Origin of the sequence: Spongiivirga sp. MCCC 1A20706, from assembly GCF_046524175.1 — a bacterium.
Taxonomy (GTDB): domain Bacteria; phylum Bacteroidota; class Bacteroidia; order Flavobacteriales; family Flavobacteriaceae; genus Spongiivirga.
In genome coordinates this window covers 1-15,995 of the sequence record NZ_JBEFZF010000005.1, presented here as the reverse complement: position 1 = coordinate 15,995, position 15,995 = coordinate 1, and the positions used below count along the sequence as shown (strand labels likewise).

The window sequence follows — 15,995 nt, the reverse complement described above, 5'->3', positions numbered from 1 at the left end:
TTACCAGTCTGATGGCATTTATTGGTATTATCATTTCTCACGAAATATTCGTTTATTTGGGAAATCTAAAAATGACAATAAATTGCTGTAGTTCAGGTTCTGAAAGTTGTCATTTTTACGGTTGCAACAGTCAATCAAACTAATGATTAAAACACTAAGAGCATGAATGTTAGAGTTCTTTTTTTACTGACAAGCCTTGTTGCAGGCTCATTTGTTATCAACGCACAACGCGGACCACGAATTGGTTATTTTGATATGGAGTACATTCTTGAGAATATAGAAGAATATAATCAAGCGAATGCTCAACTAGATAGTAAGGTGCAAAAATGGAAAACAGAAATTGAGCAGCAACAAAGTAGTATTGAACAAATGCGACAAAACCTAAGTGTTGAAAAAGTGTTGCTTACCAAAGAACTGATTGAGGAGCGCGAGGAAGACATTTTGGTGAAAGAAAAGGAAATGTTGCAATACCAGCAAGATCGATTTGGTCCTAAAGGCGATTTGATCCTGCAGCGTATACAACTGGTAAAGCCTATTCAGGATCAGGTTTTTAATGCAGTTCAAGAAATTGCTGCTACAAAAAAGTATGATTATATTTTTGATAAATCAGCTGAAGGTAGCATGTTATTTTCCGCTAAAAAACACGATATTAGCGACCTTATTTTAAGAAGGCTTAATCGAGAAGCTAAAAAACGAAATATTGGTAGAAAGATCGATAGCTCAAAAGATAAGTTTGAAGATAGTACGAGTGGAAAAGTAGATGCTGTAAGTAGTGCTAAAACTGCTGAGGCTCAAAAGAAAATTGAGGCTCGTAAGACGGAGAGTAATGACAAAGTATCTGCAAGGCAAAAGCTAATAGAAGAAAATAGAAAGCGGAAACTTGCAGAACGTGAAGCAAAGAAAAAGGAGTTTGAAGAGCGGCGCAAGAAGTTGTTAGCAGAGCGCGCAGCAGCTAGAAAGAAAAAGGAAGAAGAACGCAAGAAAAAGGCCGAAAAGAAAAAAGGCGAAGGAGAAGGAGAATAATTAAGAACAACAATAACAATTAATAATAATTTTTAACATTACCATGAAACAATTCAAGACGTTATTAGTAGCTGTAGTATTATTTGTTGGCGCTACCAGTTTTGTAAATGCACAAAGCAAAGTAGCCCATATTGATACTCAAAAGTTAATAAGTGAGATGCCGGAGATGATTGCTGCTAAGAAACAATTAGAGCAGGTATCTAAGACTTTTCAAGCTGATATGAAAAGCTTAATGGATTCGTACCAAGCGAAGATTAAGCAATATCAAGCGGAAGCAGAAACAGTTACTGCAACTATGAACGAAACTCGCCAGAAGGAAGTAGTTGGAATGGAAAACAACATTCGTGAGTTTCAAGTAAATGCAGACAAGCAATTACAGCAAAAACAAATCGATTTAATCAAGCCAATCCAGGAAAAAGCACGTACTGCTATCCAGAAAGTGGCTAGAGCAAAAGGTATTCAGTATGTATTAGATGCTACCGCTGGCGGTGGTGTATTACTCGCTGACGGTACTGATTTGTATGCAGATGTAAAGAAGGAATTAGGATTCTAATATTCTTTAAAGATAAAGAAGAAAAGACCGTCCAATAAGGCGGTCTTTTTTTATTTTTAAACCATGAGTAAAGCACCTTTAGGCTTTTTCGATTCAGGCGTTGGAGGGACCTCTGTGTGGAGTGAGGTAAACAGCTTGTTGCCAAATGAACATTCTGTTTACTTGGCAGACAGTAAAAATGCCCCTTATGGGCCAAAAGGGAAAGACCGCATTATTGAACTTAGCATTAAAAATACCGAGCTTCTTTTAAAAAAGGGCTGTAAACTCATTGCAGTACCATGCAATACCGCTACCACCAATGCTATTGATGTGCTTCGGTCAACGTACGATATTCCTTTTGTAGGCATTGAGCCGGCTATTAAACCGGCAGCACTACAAACCAAAACAAATTCGATTGGAGTTTTAGCTACAAAAGGAACATTGTCTAGCGCATTATTTCATAAAACAAGCAGTTTACATACTAGTGGTATTCAAGTAATCGAACAAGTAGGCGAGGGGTTAGTTCCTTTGGTTGAGGCGGGAAAGATCAATCATAAAGAAACCCTTAATCTGCTTGAAAAATACACCAAACCAATGTTAGATGCCAATATCGATTATCTGGTTTTGGGCTGTAGTCACTACCCATACTTAATTACGCCTTTAAAAAAGGTTTTACCGAACCATATCACCATTATTGATTCGGGGGAGGCAGTCGCAAGACAAGTACAAGCTGTTTTAAGTCAATATGACTTGCTAAACAAGGATATTAAGCCTGCTACGCATTACTTTTATACAAATACAACTGTAGATACCCTTAAGCAGTTATTACCTAAACAAAAATATATTGAGTATCTAGATTTTTAAGTTGAAACGACTGGAGTTTTCCTTGAAACTTCCTACTACTTTTCCGTATTTTGCCAATGCATGAAACAACAGCAGGCATACATATCAATCGGTAGTAATTTAGGTAACAGGCACCAACATTTAAATGCTGCTGTCTCAGCAATTGAGGATGAAGTGGGAAACGTTGAAGCTACTTCTGTGGTGTATGAAACTCCTGCATGGGGTTTTAAAGGCGCGCCTTTTTTGAATGCCGCATTGCGTGTAAAAACCGACTTATCGCCAAGTCGGCTTTTAGAAAAGTTGCTTACTATTGAAAAGAGACTTGGCAGAGTAAGAAGCAATGAAACGGGATATAGTTCGCGTACGATCGATCTAGATATTTTGTTTTATGAAGATGAAATTATAAATGAGCAATTGCTGAAAGTACCACATCCTAAATTACAAGATCGACTTTTTGTTCTGAAGCCGTTAGCTAATATTGCACCAAGTAAAGTGCACCCCGTTCTCAGTAAAACAGTAAAGCAACTGTTGGATGACTGCAAGGATACAGATACTATAGCGCAAACTGATCTTTCCTTAAAGAACAACATCTTACAAACCTCAAAACTCAATTATTTGGTGATCGAAGGTAATATAGGCGCAGGCAAAACATCCTTAGCTACTAAAATAGCCAACGATTATAATGGAAAATTAGTACTGGAACGTTTTGCAGATAATCCCTTTCTCCCAAAGTTTTATAAAGATCAAAGTCGCTACGCATTTCCATTAGAAATGTCATTTTTAGCCGATCGATATCAACAGTTTTCCGATGACCTTTCGCAATTCGATTTGTTTTCTGATTTTGTGGTTGCAGATTACGATATTTATAAATCACTAATTTTTGCTAAGGTGACCCTTGCTGAAGAAGAATTTAGTTTATACAGGACTATCTTCAATATCATGTATAAAGAAGTAGTGAAGCCTGATCTTTACATTTATTTGTATCAGAATACGAAGCGTTTATTGCAGAATATCAAAAAAAGAGGTCGCGGATACGAACAAGATATTTCACCTGAGTATTTGGTAAAAATCAATAATGGGTATCTGGATTATATTAAGACACAAACTGAAAAAAAAGTAGCAATCATTGATGTATCAGAAATTGATTTTTTAAGCAATAATAGCGATTATGAATTTCTGCTAAGGCAAATAAATGATGCAATAAAAAGGGAGTCTTGATGCTATTTCATCTTACTAAAAAGATCCCAAACCACAATACCGGTGCTAACGGAAATATTTAGAGAGTGTTTGGTTCCAAATTGCGGAATTTCTATGATGTGGTTACTAGCAGAAACTACCGCCTGATCAACACCTTTTACCTCATTTCCAAACACTAGCGCATATTTGGTGTTTGTTCTGGGCACAAACTCATCAAGCATGGTTGCATTTTCAGCTTGCTCTATAGACACAATTTCGACCCCTTTTCTCTTCAATTCTTCTACCAGCGTTAAGGTATCTTTTTGATATTCCCAATCAACAGAATCGGTCGCCCCAAGCGCTGTTTTATGAATGTCTTTATGAGGTGGTGTGGCAGTGATACCACATAAATATATTTTTTCGACCAAAAAAGCATCCGAGGTACGAAATACCGACCCAATATTATTCAGACTTCTAATATTGTCAAGTATAATAACAAGAGGAGTTTTCTTTGCATTCTTATAAGCATCATTGGTAAGTCTGTCTAACTCGCTATTCTTTAATTTTCGACTCATATAGCAAAAATAAGGATGCCTTAACAATTTCACTGTAAAAAATAATTAGGCCTATACTCATTTTTAGTATTTCGTTTTTCTAATTTTAACCAATAACCGTAACCCAAGGTGTCCGGCATTTATATTCACATACCGTTCTGTAAGCAAGCCTGTTATTATTGCGATTTTCATTTTTCAACTTCACTGTCGAAGAAAAATGAAATGGTATTTGCAATAAAAAAAGAACTAGAACTTCGTAAAAATGAGTTGTCATCCGTGGTCGAAACGATCTATTTTGGCGGTGGAACTCCTTCTATTTTAGAAGAAAACGAGATCAGATCAATAATTGATACTATTTATAAAGAATATGAGATAATAGCGGATCCCGAAATTACACTAGAGGCGAATCCGGATGATCTTGATCAGGAAACCATAGAGGCCTTAGCGCAATCTCCAATTAATCGATTAAGCATTGGTATTCAGTCGTTTTTTGAAGCTGATTTAAAGTTGATGAATCGAGCCCATAACGCCATCGAGGCTAGGCAGTGTTTAGAAGATGCATTGGCGTATTTTAAAAATATTTCAATTGATCTTATTTACGGGATCCCTGGAATGACTGATGCAAACTGGCGAGAGAATTTGAATACGGCAATTCAATTTAACGTGCCGCATCTATCAAGCTATGCCTTAACAGTTGAACCTAAAACGGCCTTATACTCTTTTATTGAAAAAGGGATTGTCGATCCGGTAGATGATGAAGCAGCCCAACGTCATTTCAATATACTCATTGATACTACAGAGCAAAAAGGCTACCAACATTATGAGACTTCCAATTTTGCACTGCCAGGATTTTTTTCAAAGAATAATTCAGCATACTGGCAGCACAAACCGTATTTGGGTATTGGACCTTCAGCGCATTCTTTTGATGGTGAACAACGTAGTTGGAACATTAATAACAATCCTAAGTACATAAAAGCGCTTACCGCTAATAAATTACCAATAGAACGCGAGCGGCTTAGTACGGTAGATCGGTATAACGAATATGTGATGACCGGACTTAGAACCATTTGGGGAGTGTCGCTAAGCAAAGTGCAAGAGGAATATGGCGAACGATTTAAGGAATACCTTTTACAACAAAGCAAACGATACGTTGATGAACATTTGTTGTATATTGATAATGACAAACTAATAACGTCTAAAAAAGGGCGTTTTCTGAGTGACGGTATAGCAGCCGATCTTTTTTTGGTTGACCTAAATAAATAGCACGATTGTATGATCGCAGAAATTACCCTAAGATCCAGAAAATATAAAATCGACTTGTTACAGCCTATCGATATTTCAATTCCACTTCAATTTGATGAGGAAAGCGTAAAAGCTTGGGGTACGGATTACCCCCATCTAAAAAAACTATTGTCAATTGAACGTGGTGACCCTGTTAATTTTAATGAGCTAACAATTGTGCCGCACGCGCATGGTACACATACCGAAAGTTTGAGTCACGTTGATCCTACATTTATTGGTATGCACCAAGTACTAAAATCTCATTTCTTTAAAACGGAATTGATTACGGTTGCGCCGGAAAAGCAAGGAGAAGACTTTGTGATTTCTAAGAAACAATTACAATATCATTTAAAGAATAAAAAACCAGCGGCCTTGGTCATACGTACGATGCCTAACCTGAAAGATAAGTTAACGAAAACCTATTCAGGAGAAAATCCACCATATTTACTTGAAGAAGCGGCTGCGTTTATTTGCAAACAAGGTATTGAGCATGTATTGATCGATCTACCAAGTATCGATAAAGAAAAAGACGAAGGTGCTCTTTCAGCACATAAAGCATTCTGGGATTTGCCTAATAACCCGCGTGTTATTGCTACTATAACCGAATTTATTTATGTGCCAAATTCCATTGTTGATGGGCCTTATTTTTTGAACTTACAAATAGCACCTTTTGTAAATAACGCGGCACCAAGTAGGCCCATTTTGTACGAAATAATGTAGTTATGAAATCGATTGTTAAAATAGAAGAGCTAGCCATGTTCTTGCTGGGAGTTTTCATGTTTAATCAACTTGATTTTGCTTGGTGGCATTTTGTGGTGTTCTTTTTACTTCCGGATATAGGTATGCTTGGATACGCAGTTAACCCCAAGTTTGGGGCGTTGTGTTACAATATTTTTCATCATAAAGGTATAGCACTTGTTATTTATTTTATTGGAGCTTATTCATCTAACCAATGGATACTGTTTGCGGGAATTATTTTATTTTCCCATTCTTGTTTCGATAGAATATTGGGTTATGGGCTAAAGTACAGTGACAGTTTTAATAATACGCACTTGGGTAAAATCGGGAAGTCATCAAGGTAATATGGAGTCAATTTTAATATCAATATTAAGTCTCATTCTGGGAGGTGTTTTGGTGTATGCTATTTCTAAATACATAGAAAAGAAACGAAAAGATTCTGTTACCAATCAGCAGTCGGTAATGCTACTTGAAAAAATAAAGCGGGTTTGTAAATTGATTACTGTTGAGGGTGATTTTGCCGAGATATACCATTATGAAAATACGAAGGAAAAATTGCTAAAACTTATATCTAGCAAAAAAAAGGCGCTGGTTATTATTAATGCGAAAGCCTATGTGGGATTCGATCTTACGAAATTGAAAATGCAGGCACATGATGATAATCGCACTATTGTTTTAAAAGCCTTTCCTAGACCTGAGGTGCTAAGTATTGATACTAACGTACAGTATTATGATAAGAAGGACGGTTTTTTTAATAAGTTTGAAGCAGAAGACCTTACTGAATTAAGTAATGAAGCAAAGGCCCATATTAAGGCAAAAGTTCCAGAAAGCGGATTGTATACATCTGCTGAAAAAGAAGCTTTAGATACTATTTTATTAATGGAACAAATTGTTGAAACAATCGGTTGGAAACTGGATTATACTGCTCTAAAAATGGAAGATACCAAACGATTAAAATAGATTGAATGCTCCTGATTTTAAGCTAATGCGAAAACTTACCTACTTTTTAAACGATACCGCTAAAAAAAGCTATCCTAAGATTATATGGGAATTGCTGTATCTTTTCTTAAAAAAGAGAACGCTTCCTACCCATTACTTTGCCAAGTATTTGTACAGAAAAGATAGAGCTAACATTAACGATTATCTAACTACTGCACAGGTTAAAAAGATATCTTTTTCCAGATTTTTCAATGAGCCGGCGATGCTGCCTTTTTTTGAAAACAAACCTGTTTTAGGAATGTTTTGTGAGAAAAATGGACTTCCCTACCCCAAAATTTTAGCAGTTAATTACAAAACACGGTTTAATAATTTTGAAGGCGAAGTATGTATTGATAGTAACGAAAAATTGATGGACTATCTAAAATGGCTAATGGCCAAACAACACTTAAGTTCACTTTTTATAAAAGAAGTTGATAATTATGGTGGGGCAGGATGTTATAAGGTTGAAAATAATGATCGCTCTTTAAGGCAAGAGGGTCTTAATCAAATGCTCAATGGTAATTTTTTTATTCAAGAATGCATTCAACAGCATGATGATATTAATACAATTAGTCCCAGATGTGTAAACTCAATTCGATTTGACACATATGTAGATCAGCAACAGCAAGGCCATATTCTTACAGCACTCATGCGTTTTGGTGTAGGCGATTCGGTTGTCGATAACGCAAGTTCAGGAGGTTTTTACGTGGGCATAGATATGGAGTCTGGAACATTAAAGAAAGAGGGTCAGCAGCTATTCAGTTATGGAGCTAGAAGCTATGATACTCATCCTGATACAGGAGTGGCATTTGAAGGATTCAAAATACCGTTTTTTAAGGAAGCAACTGATCTAGTGCATAGATTAATGAAATTATTGCCGGACGGATTTGTGGGTTGGGATATTGCAATTGCATCCACTGGTCCTGTTATTATTGAAGGGAATACTCAGCCTGGTATTCTGATGTCTGACGTATCTTATGGCGGACTTCTTAAACATCCTAAGTACCAAGAAATATTGAAAAGACTACCTTAGAGGTATGAATGTAGAACACTATCGGGAATATTGTTTGTCAAAGTCACAGGTAACTGAGCATTTTCCTTTTGATGAGGTGACCTTGGTTTTTAAGGTTGCAGGAAAAATCTTCACCATTTGTGGATTGGAACGTGTTCCTTTTCAAATTAATCTAAAGTGTGATCCTGAAAGAGCCATTGAATTGAGGGAAACCTATGATGGTTTGATTATTCCGGGATACCATATGAACAAAAAACACTGGAATACCATTTTTCCCGAACAACTTCCACCTGATTTGGTAATCGATCTTATCGATCATTCATACGATCTAATTGTAAAAAGCTTGCCTAAAAAAATTCGCGATACATTTTAATCACTAACAACAAAGGTCATCGGTAGCCGTAATCTAACTTTGGCTGGCCCTCTCATGTGGGTAGCTGCTTTTAGTTTAGGAAGTGTTGCTATAATTCTTTTAATCTCTTTATTAAAAATCGAATCTTTTGAGTTTGTATTAGTAAAGAGAATTTTTCCGTTTTCGTCAATGAGCATAGTGATAATAATACGCCGCTGTCCATTTTCTGTTTCGCTCAGCAGACGGGTATTAAATTCTGAGCTTATTTTTTTTACAAGAGTTTGAGTAAGGCATCTTCGTCCTTGCGGATCATAAGAAGTATCATCACATTCCGGGTGCTGAGGTGCATTATGTACAAGTTCAAATGCAACTGTTTTAATAGGACGTTTTTTAATGGTTTCTATTACCGGATCTTTCTTTTGACCTAAAACCACAAAAGTACCCCCAAAATATAGCCCAAATACGAATAAAAATGTGAATCGTTTCATTTGAACAAACTTACTAATTAAAATAAACGTAGTTAAAGGTATACGAATGTTTAATTAAAAGATAATAATGTGTTTTTTGTCGAAAGTTGATATTTTTAGTTGAATCATGAGACAACTAAATGCGATAGTTGATTATTTTTCGTTGTACAAAAAGTGAAAACATACGTTTAAATCAATAGGAAAAGGCTTACTTTGTGTTGCTAATGAATGTAAGAATAGGTTATAGTATTGTGTTGGTGCTACTTTCGGCGCACTCCCTGTTGGGGCAACAAGATGCTCAGTATACACAATATATGTACAATACGGTAAGTGTTAACCCGGCATACGCTGGTTCTAGAGGCTATTTTAGTCTTACCGGATTATATAGGTCACAATGGGCTGGTTTTGATGGTGCACCTGAAACACAAACTCTTACTATGAATACTCCGGTTGCTAAAAATGTTGGCCTTGGTGTTTCAATAGTTAATGATAAAATTGGCCCATCGAATGAGACGTATCTTTTCGCTGATTTTGCATATAGTCTAAGATTAAACCAGGACTTTCAGCTAAATTTAGGTTTAAAGGCGGGAGGTAGTTTATTAGATGTTGACTTTTCAAGGCTTGAAGGCGTAGATGTCGATCCAAAATTTCAAAATAATATAGATAATAGGTTTTCTCCTAATATTGGCGTTGGGTTTTATGTACATAGCGATAAGGCATATGTCGGATTATCCGTTCCAAATTTACTAGAGACCAAACATTTTGATGAAGGTATTTTTGTAGAAGGAGAGGCTGTATCCCTACTTGCTGAGGAGCGTGCTAATCTTTATTTGATAGGAGGTTATGTTTTTGATGTTAACTACTTCACTAAAGTTAAACCAACCATATTAGTGAAGACAGTTCAAGGAGCCCCTTTACAGGTTGATCTGTCTGTAAATGTATTGTTTTCTGAAAAATTTAGGGCTGGCTTGGCATATCGATGGGGTAATGCTTTAAGTGGTTTAGTAGGTTTTCAGCTAAACGATTCGTTGTTAATAGGATACGCTTATGATGCTGAACTCTCCACATTAGGAGGTTCAAATTCCGGTTCACACGAGTTTTTTATTCGATTTGAGTTATTTAGAAGCACCGGAAATAGTTTATCTCCGCGATTTTTTTAATAATTTTAAGGCGAGCAAAACATCATATTTGCTGCACAAACACTCAACATATGAAACTTGTTGCCCCTTTTCTATTTTTAATATTCAGCTTCCCGCTTTTTTCTCAGCAGAAACAAACCGAAGGCGATAAAGCTTTTGACAACTATAACTATAAAAAAGCAATTAATGCTTACGAGCGCGAAGTAGAAAACGGAGAGAAGTCTGCTAAGATTTTCAAGCGGTTAGGAGATAGTTATTATTTTAATGCTAAACTTGCGGAAGCGAATAAATGGTATGAGCAGTTAATTAATCTGGGTTCGGAGGTGGAACCTGAATACTTATATCGATATGCTCAAACGCTAAAGTCCATTAAAAAATATGACAAGGCAAATGCCTATATGGAAAAGTTCACCTTGTTAAATGCGAACGACAAACGGGCCATCCTTTTTAATGAAAATCCGGATTACTTAAATGATATTGAACTTCAATCGGGGAGATATGAAGTAACCCCCGTAGCGTTTAATACACCAAATGCCGATTTTTCTCCCACAGTTGTTGGTGACAAGCTGGTGTTTTCATCTTCATTGAATAAAAGCCTTTTCACCAAATTTATACATGAATGGGATGAGAAGCCATTTATAGATTTGTATGAGGTGTCAATAAACGGTAATACCGAAGAAGAGAATACTCCTAAAAAGCTTAAAGGTCGGATAAACACCAGTTTTCATGAATCGTCTACCACATTTACTGCTGACGGGAATACTGTTTATTTTACAAGAAACAGTAAGAGAAAAGAACAAGCCGGTACGCTTAACCGACTAAAACTTTACAAAGCAATTAAAAAGAAAGGGCGTTGGGTAGATGTAGAAGCGCTGCCTTTTACTGATGATAACTATACCTATGCACATCCATCACTAAGTAAAGATGGTACAAAGCTATATTTCGCATCGGACATGAAGGGGACAAAAGGATATGGAGATATTTTTGTGGTAGATGTATATGAAGATGGCACTTTTAGTAAACCTAAAAACCTTGGTGATATGATCAATACGGAAGGACGTGAAACCTTCCCTTATATCTCAATGGATAATAAATTATATTTCGCTTCTGATGGCCATTTAGGCCTTGGAGGTTTAGATGTGTTTACCGTTCAGCTTGATGCAGACAGTAACCCTATCACCAATGTGGTGAATGTAGGTAGACCTGTGAATTCACCAAACGATGACTTTAGTTTTACTATTAATGATGAAACTAAAAAAGGGTATTATTCTTCAAATCGTGAAGGAGGTAAAGGCGGCGATGATATTTATAGTTTTACGGAGACAAAGCCTTTGATCGAAAAAATTGATCTCATCGTATCCGGTCAAGTAAAAGCTAAAGAATCAGACGACACCATTAAGGTTGCTACTATTCAACTATTGGATGAGGCCGGAACTTTGATTGAAGAGATAACTACGGATGATGGAACATATTCCTTCACTGTTGATGCTACTAAAAATCATCGTATACGCGCTACAGCTGCTGACTATTTAATGAATGAAGTTTTGGTGAATAAAACCAATAAGGCAGCTTCAACCACCGTAGATATGTTGTTAGATGCTGACAAAGCAATTACCGATGTCAATGACGATTTAAGTAAGATTTTACAACTTCAGGTTATATATTTTGAATTCGATTCAGCAAAAATTCAAGAAGGTAGTTCCAAGGCGCAACTAGATAAGGTAGTTGAAGTAATGAATTTATATCCTCAAATTACAATTGAGGTGCGATCACATACCGATAGTAGGGCGGATGACTCCTATAATATGGCATTATCTAATAGACGTGCTGAATCTACTGTGAAATATTTGGTTAGCAAAGGTGTCGATGCCAGCCGACTTAGTGGAAAAGGATATGGAGAATCACAATTAATCAATCAGTGTGCAAATGGAGTCCCATGTTCTAAAGCAGATCATGAGCTGAACCGACGATCGGAATTTGTAATTGTAAGCCAATAACTAACATACAACTTGAATTCGATTTTCATAAGAAAATTATTGTTCTCGGTACATATTTACTGATAGTGGAGTACTCGAACTGACATTGTCTTCTAACAAATAATTACCTTAATTGGCATTACATCGGTTTTTTTGATTATTTTAACCTATATTTGTAGTGTATAGCTATTTATTTTTATTGAAAATATAGCACATGCCATTTTCAACATGTTAATAAGTATAAATTCGTATTATGAAGCTTAGAATCCCCCGGAAAAATATAAGTTCATCCGTTTTAAGAAGCGTTGGCTTCTTTTTAATTGCTGTAGCATTGGCATTGGTTTCCACCGTTATGTAATGGCAAAATGGATGTCTTCTAAAAATTAACTGGAAAAGCCGCTTTTTTATTAAGCGGCTTTTTCAGTTAATATGGGTAGTTCATTATTTAAATGCTGCGTGTCCGGTAATATCCATTCCTGTGATCAGTAAATGAATATCATGAGTGCCTTCATAAGTAATCACTGATTCAAGGTTCATCATATGGCGCATAATACTGTATTCCCCAGTAATACCCATTCCTCCTAAAACTTGTCTCGCTTCTCTTGCGATGTTGATGGCCATCTCCACATTATTACGTTTGGCCATGGATATTTGAGCGGTGGTCGCTCTTCCTTCATTTTTAAGTTGACCTAATCGGAAAGCCAATAACTGTGCTTTGGTAATCTCGGTGATCATCTCGGCCAGTTTTTTCTGTTGAAGTTGAGTGGCTGCAATAGGCTTTCCAAATTGAATACGTTCTTTAGCATATCTTAATGCCGTATCATAACAATCCATCGCTGCACCAATAGCTCCCCATGAAATTCCATATCGAGCAGAATCTAAACACCCGAGTGGTGCACCGAGTCCGCTTTTTCCTGGTAATAAATTTTCTTTAGGCACCTTCACATCATTAAAAACCAACTCTCCCGTAGCCGACGCACGCAATGACCATTTATTATGCGTTTCCGGTGTGCTAAAACCTTCCATCCCGCGCTCAACAATAAGGCCATGAATACGGCCTTCTTCATTTTTTGCCCATACCACGGCAACATCAGCAAATGGTGAGTTTGAGATCCATAATTTGGCTCCGTTTAGTAAAAAGTGATCCCCTTTATCTTCATATTTGGTTTCCATTCCTCCAGGATTAGAACCATGATTCGGTTCTGTCAATCCAAAACAGCCCATCCATTCGCCACTGGCTAATTTTGGCAAGTATTTCTTACGTTGCTCCTCCGTTCCATAGGTGTAAATAGGATACATCACTAAAGAAGATTGCACTGATGCTGTAGAACGCACTCCACTATCTCCCCGTTCAATCTCTTGCATGATCAAACCATACGAAATCTGATCTAGGCCTGCCCCGCCATATTCCTCAGGAATATATGGTCCAAAAGCACCAATTTCTGCAAGTCCTCCAATAATTTGTTTTGGGAACTCCGCTTTTTGTGCATACTCCTCGATGATGGGTGACACATCACGCTTTACCCACTGCCGTGCGGCATCTCTAACAAGTTTATGTTCGTCGTTTAAAAGGTCATCTAGGTTATAGTAATCGGGTGCTTCAAAAAGGTCTGGTTTCATAGCGTGTTTGTCAATTTTCGACAAAGATACTTAAAGAAATACAACAAACATTCAATGAATTGTTATAAATAAAACAAATTGGAATTGTTTGGTATTTCGTCTCCCACCCATTTTGGGTAGTACAGTCACTTTGTAAATAATTGACTTTTGAACCTGAATAGAAAACTCAATTTTTATGAAAACGAAACATAACCTACTTTGGTGCTTCGGTCTTGTTTTTTTAATGACTGGCACTACGTTAGCCCAATACACTCAAATACCAGACGCTAATTTCGAACAGGCGCTCATTAATTTAGGAATTGATTCTGAAGGAACCTTAGAGGGACAAGTGTTAACTGCAGACATATCAGGTGTTACTTCCTTAGATATTTCTGGACAAGGCATTGTTGGTCTTCTTGGATTGGAAGATTTTTCTGCTTTGGAAAATCTAATTGTCACCGACAATGATATTGTGGATCTCAACCTAAGTTTTAATCAAAACTTAATCACGGTTGAAGGTTTTCAATTAGATGATATACAAACGTTGGTATTAGGATCACTACCAAATTTAACAAGTTTGAGAATTGTTGGGTCTACCAATGGTCAAACCAATTCTAGTTTGAGTAGTGTAGATGTCTCTAACCTTCCCGCTTTAGAGGTACTTCAATTACGCAACCACTCCTTTACATCAATTGATATAAGCCAAAACACCAATCTTACTAGTTTGCAATTAAATGACAACAACTTATCTACACTAGATGTAAGTTCTTTAACTGGTCTTGAATTCTTAACACTAGACGATAACAATTTTTCCAGCTTGGATGTTTCGCAGAATACTTTATTGATCTCACTAGGACTCTCCGAGAATCAATTTGCGACCGTCGACATTTCTCGGAATACGGCAATTGAAATTCTCACCATGGGCTCTAACCAGTTCGCCTCTTTAGATCTAAGCAATTTGAATAATTTAAGAGCGCTCTTTGTTGAAAACAATTCGTTGCTAACATCCTTGAATATTAAAAATGGTAACAACGCCAACATGACAATAATGCGGGCTATCAATAATCCAAATCTGTCCTGTATTGAAGTTGATGATCCTGGTAGTATTCCTAGTAGTTGGCAAAAGGATGCTGCTGCCTTTTATAGTAGCATGTGTGCACCTTCAACAACTATTACCTCAATGCCGGTAAACCCCTCTGCCGGAGAGGAATTTACAATCACCATTGAATTTTCCGAAGATATATCAGGTCAATTGGCACTTCAAGATGTGACTGTCAATAACGCAACTAAACCTGCTGGATCTAATGCGGTCAAAGTTGGCCCGAGAACGTTCACCATCGAACTTAACTCCATCAACTGTAATGACGTTGATGTTTTCATTGCTCAAGGCAGTGTTATAGGTTCAAATTCTGGCCAGGGGAATACTTCAGCGCAAGAAACATTTAACGTGGTGGACACTACCGACCCAGTCTTGGTTCTTCAAGATACTACGTTGCAACTGAACGTCAGCGGTCAAGTTACAATAGCTTCCATCGATGTAGATAATGGTTCTACTGACAATTGCGGTATTGATACCTGGAGTTTTAGCCAGTTGAATTTTGATTGCACTGATTTAGGACAGAATACGATAACGGTCGAAGCTATCGATTTAGCAGGTAACCGAGCCAGTCAAGATGTTACCGTAACTGTAGTGGATAATATTCCACCAACCTTTAGTTTGATAGGCGGAACACCCACTTTTACGCTAAGAGAGAGTGGAAATCTTGAAGTCGAAGTGGATCCTGGCGACATAATAGGAACGTCCAATGATAATTGTGGTAGTGGTGGAAATACCTTTACATTGTCTCAAACTCTTTTCACTTGCTCCGATATAGGATTGAATACCATAACGGTGACCATGACCGATCCCAGTGGTAATTCAACATCACAATCTTTAGATTTGAATATTGAGGACGAAACTGTGGGGTCTGTGAAAGTGGAAACGCAGGACATTACCGTGCAGTTGGACACCAATGGTCAAGTGACCATAACCCCTGAAGATATTGATAACGGGTCTAGTGCTGGTTGTAGAAATGTAACTCTAAGCCTAGATCAAACGGCTTTTGATTGTAGCAATTTGGGACCAAATACTGTAGAGCTGACTGTAACAGATGGTATCGATACCGAGACCGCAACAGCGATAGTAACTATAAAAGACAATGTAGCTCCAAGTGTAATCCCCCAAGTCATTACAGTACAGCTAGATAGTAATGGTCAGGCTAGCATTACACCCAATGACATCGATAATGGTAGTGCTGATAATTGTGGGATTGCAACAAGAACATT

16 protein-coding genes are annotated in these 15,995 nt (G+C 37.1%); 13 read left to right on the top strand and 3 right to left on the bottom strand.

Features of this window, described 5'->3' with window-relative positions:
• Positions 1–162 precede the first annotated feature (162 nt).
• From ABN763_RS12670 to folK, 4 genes are all read left to right on the top strand, one after another.
• A complete protein-coding gene (locus ABN763_RS12670; protein WP_410485849.1) occupies positions 163–1,023 on the top strand; it encodes an OmpH family outer membrane protein in 861 nt (286 codons plus the stop codon).
• Between the two features lie 43 nt (positions 1,024–1,066).
• The gene (locus ABN763_RS12665; RefSeq protein WP_410485848.1) at positions 1,067–1,576 is read left to right on the top strand and encodes an OmpH family outer membrane protein; all 510 of its coding nucleotides are present in this window, start codon (positions 1,067–1,069) and stop codon (positions 1,574–1,576) included.
• Positions 1,577–1,639: 63 nt separating this feature from the next.
• Positions 1,640–2,419, top strand: a complete 780-nt coding sequence (murI, locus tag ABN763_RS12660) for a glutamate racemase (RefSeq protein ID WP_410485847.1) — start codon at positions 1,640–1,642, stop codon at positions 2,417–2,419.
• A gap of 60 nt (positions 2,420–2,479) precedes the next feature.
• Positions 2,480–3,616: a 2-amino-4-hydroxy-6-hydroxymethyldihydropteridine diphosphokinase gene (gene folK / locus ABN763_RS12655; RefSeq protein ID WP_410485846.1), complete on the top strand. Its 1,137-nt coding sequence runs from the start codon at positions 2,480–2,482 to the stop codon at positions 3,614–3,616.
• Between the two features lie 2 nt (positions 3,617–3,618).
• On the opposite strand, the gene ABN763_RS12650 is transcribed toward folK, so the two are convergent.
• Entirely contained in the window at positions 3,619–4,149 is a 531-nt protein-coding gene (locus ABN763_RS12650) for an RNA methyltransferase (protein WP_410485845.1), read from the bottom strand.
• A 108-nt stretch (positions 4,150–4,257) separates the two neighbouring features.
• Between ABN763_RS12650 and hemW the strand changes: the two genes are divergently transcribed.
• Genes hemW through ABN763_RS12620 form a run of 6 tightly spaced genes read left to right on the top strand, consistent with a single transcriptional unit; the run spans position 4,258 to position 8,510 of the window.
• Positions 4,258–5,391: a radical SAM family heme chaperone HemW gene (gene hemW, locus ABN763_RS12645; RefSeq protein WP_410485844.1), complete on the top strand. Its 1,134-nt coding sequence runs from the start codon at positions 4,258–4,260 to the stop codon at positions 5,389–5,391.
• 9 nt (positions 5,392–5,400) lie between these two features.
• Positions 5,401–6,129 carry a cyclase family protein gene (locus tag ABN763_RS12640; RefSeq protein WP_410485843.1) on the top strand — a complete coding sequence of 243 codons (729 nt, stop codon included), beginning with the start codon at positions 5,401–5,403 and terminating at the stop codon, positions 6,127–6,129.
• A gap of 2 nt (positions 6,130–6,131) precedes the next feature.
• Complete coding sequence (locus ABN763_RS12635; RefSeq protein ID WP_410485842.1) at positions 6,132–6,491, top strand: DUF4260 domain-containing protein; 360 nt, start codon at positions 6,132–6,134, stop codon at positions 6,489–6,491.
• A 1-nt stretch (position 6,492) separates the two neighbouring features.
• A complete protein-coding gene (locus ABN763_RS12630; RefSeq protein ID WP_410485841.1) occupies positions 6,493–7,107 on the top strand; it encodes a DUF4230 domain-containing protein in 615 nt (204 codons plus the stop codon).
• A 25-nt stretch (positions 7,108–7,132) separates the two neighbouring features.
• Positions 7,133–8,158 carry a sugar-transfer associated ATP-grasp domain-containing protein gene (locus ABN763_RS12625; RefSeq protein WP_410485840.1) on the top strand — a complete coding sequence of 342 codons (1,026 nt, stop codon included), beginning with the start codon at positions 7,133–7,135 and terminating at the stop codon, positions 8,156–8,158.
• A gap of 4 nt (positions 8,159–8,162) precedes the next feature.
• The gene (locus ABN763_RS12620; RefSeq protein ID WP_410485839.1) at positions 8,163–8,510 is read left to right on the top strand and encodes an MmcQ/YjbR family DNA-binding protein; all 348 of its coding nucleotides are present in this window, start codon (positions 8,163–8,165) and stop codon (positions 8,508–8,510) included.
• Here ABN763_RS12620 and ABN763_RS12615 read toward each other — a convergent pair.
• On the bottom strand, positions 8,507–8,977 hold the full coding sequence (locus ABN763_RS12615; RefSeq protein ID WP_410485838.1) for a hypothetical protein: 471 nt from the start codon (positions 8,975–8,977) through the stop codon (positions 8,507–8,509). The two genes, ABN763_RS12620 and ABN763_RS12615, sit on opposite strands and share 4 nt — an antisense overlap.
• Before the next feature lie 203 nt (positions 8,978–9,180).
• Here ABN763_RS12615 and ABN763_RS12610 point away from each other — a divergent pair, with 203 nt between their 5' ends.
• Both ABN763_RS12610 and ABN763_RS12605 read left to right on the top strand, forming a co-directional pair.
• Positions 9,181–10,116 (top strand): type IX secretion system membrane protein PorP/SprF, encoded by a 936-nt coding sequence (locus ABN763_RS12610; RefSeq protein ID WP_410485837.1) that lies wholly within the window; start codon positions 9,181–9,183, stop codon positions 10,114–10,116.
• Positions 10,117–10,166: 50 nt separating this feature from the next.
• Positions 10,167–12,092 carry an OmpA family protein gene (locus ABN763_RS12605; protein ID WP_410485836.1) on the top strand — a complete coding sequence of 642 codons (1,926 nt, stop codon included), beginning with the start codon at positions 10,167–10,169 and terminating at the stop codon, positions 12,090–12,092.
• A gap of 420 nt (positions 12,093–12,512) precedes the next feature.
• Here the strand turns inward: ABN763_RS12605 and ABN763_RS12600 are convergent, their stop codons facing one another.
• The gene (locus ABN763_RS12600; RefSeq protein ID WP_410485835.1) at positions 12,513–13,691 is read right to left on the bottom strand and encodes an acyl-CoA dehydrogenase family protein; all 1,179 of its coding nucleotides are present in this window, start codon (positions 13,689–13,691) and stop codon (positions 12,513–12,515) included.
• A 175-nt stretch (positions 13,692–13,866) separates the two neighbouring features.
• On the opposite strand from ABN763_RS12600, the gene ABN763_RS12595 reads away from it, so the two are divergent.
• Positions 13,867–15,995: leucine-rich repeat domain-containing protein (locus tag ABN763_RS12595; RefSeq protein WP_410485834.1), on the top strand; the 2,129-nt coding region annotated here is incomplete at its 3' end.

Bases quoted from the DNA above. Each gene is read 5' to 3' on its own strand.
- ABN763_RS12670 (WP_410485849.1), top strand. From the start codon at position 163: ATGAATGTTAGAGTTCTTTTTTTACTGACAAGCCTTGTTGCAGGCTCA.
- folK (WP_410485846.1), top strand. From the start codon at position 2,480: ATGAAACAACAGCAGGCATACATATCAATCGGTAGTAATTTAGGTAAC.
- ABN763_RS12665 (WP_410485848.1), top strand. From the start codon at position 1,067: ATGAAACAATTCAAGACGTTATTAGTAGCTGTAGTATTATTTGTTGGC.
- ABN763_RS12625 (WP_410485840.1), top strand. From the start codon at position 7,133: ATGCGAAAACTTACCTACTTTTTAAACGATACCGCTAAAAAAAGCTAT.
- ABN763_RS12600 (WP_410485835.1), bottom strand. From the start codon at position 13,691: ATGAAACCAGACCTTTTTGAAGCACCCGATTACTATAACCTAGATGAC.
- ABN763_RS12620 (WP_410485839.1), top strand. From the start codon at position 8,163: ATGAATGTAGAACACTATCGGGAATATTGTTTGTCAAAGTCACAGGTA.
- ABN763_RS12635 (WP_410485842.1), top strand. From the start codon at position 6,132: ATGAAATCGATTGTTAAAATAGAAGAGCTAGCCATGTTCTTGCTGGGA.
- ABN763_RS12615 (WP_410485838.1), bottom strand. From the start codon at position 8,977: ATGAAACGATTCACATTTTTATTCGTATTTGGGCTATATTTTGGGGGT.
- ABN763_RS12605 (WP_410485836.1), top strand. From the start codon at position 10,167: ATGAAACTTGTTGCCCCTTTTCTATTTTTAATATTCAGCTTCCCGCTT.
- ABN763_RS12630 (WP_410485841.1), top strand. From the start codon at position 6,493: ATGGAGTCAATTTTAATATCAATATTAAGTCTCATTCTGGGAGGTGTT.
- murI (WP_410485847.1), top strand. From the start codon at position 1,640: ATGAGTAAAGCACCTTTAGGCTTTTTCGATTCAGGCGTTGGAGGGACC.
- ABN763_RS12650 (WP_410485845.1), bottom strand. From the start codon at position 4,149: ATGAGTCGAAAATTAAAGAATAGCGAGTTAGACAGACTTACCAATGAT.
- ABN763_RS12610 (WP_410485837.1), top strand. From the start codon at position 9,181: ATGAATGTAAGAATAGGTTATAGTATTGTGTTGGTGCTACTTTCGGCG.
- ABN763_RS12640 (WP_410485843.1), top strand. From the start codon at position 5,401: ATGATCGCAGAAATTACCCTAAGATCCAGAAAATATAAAATCGACTTG.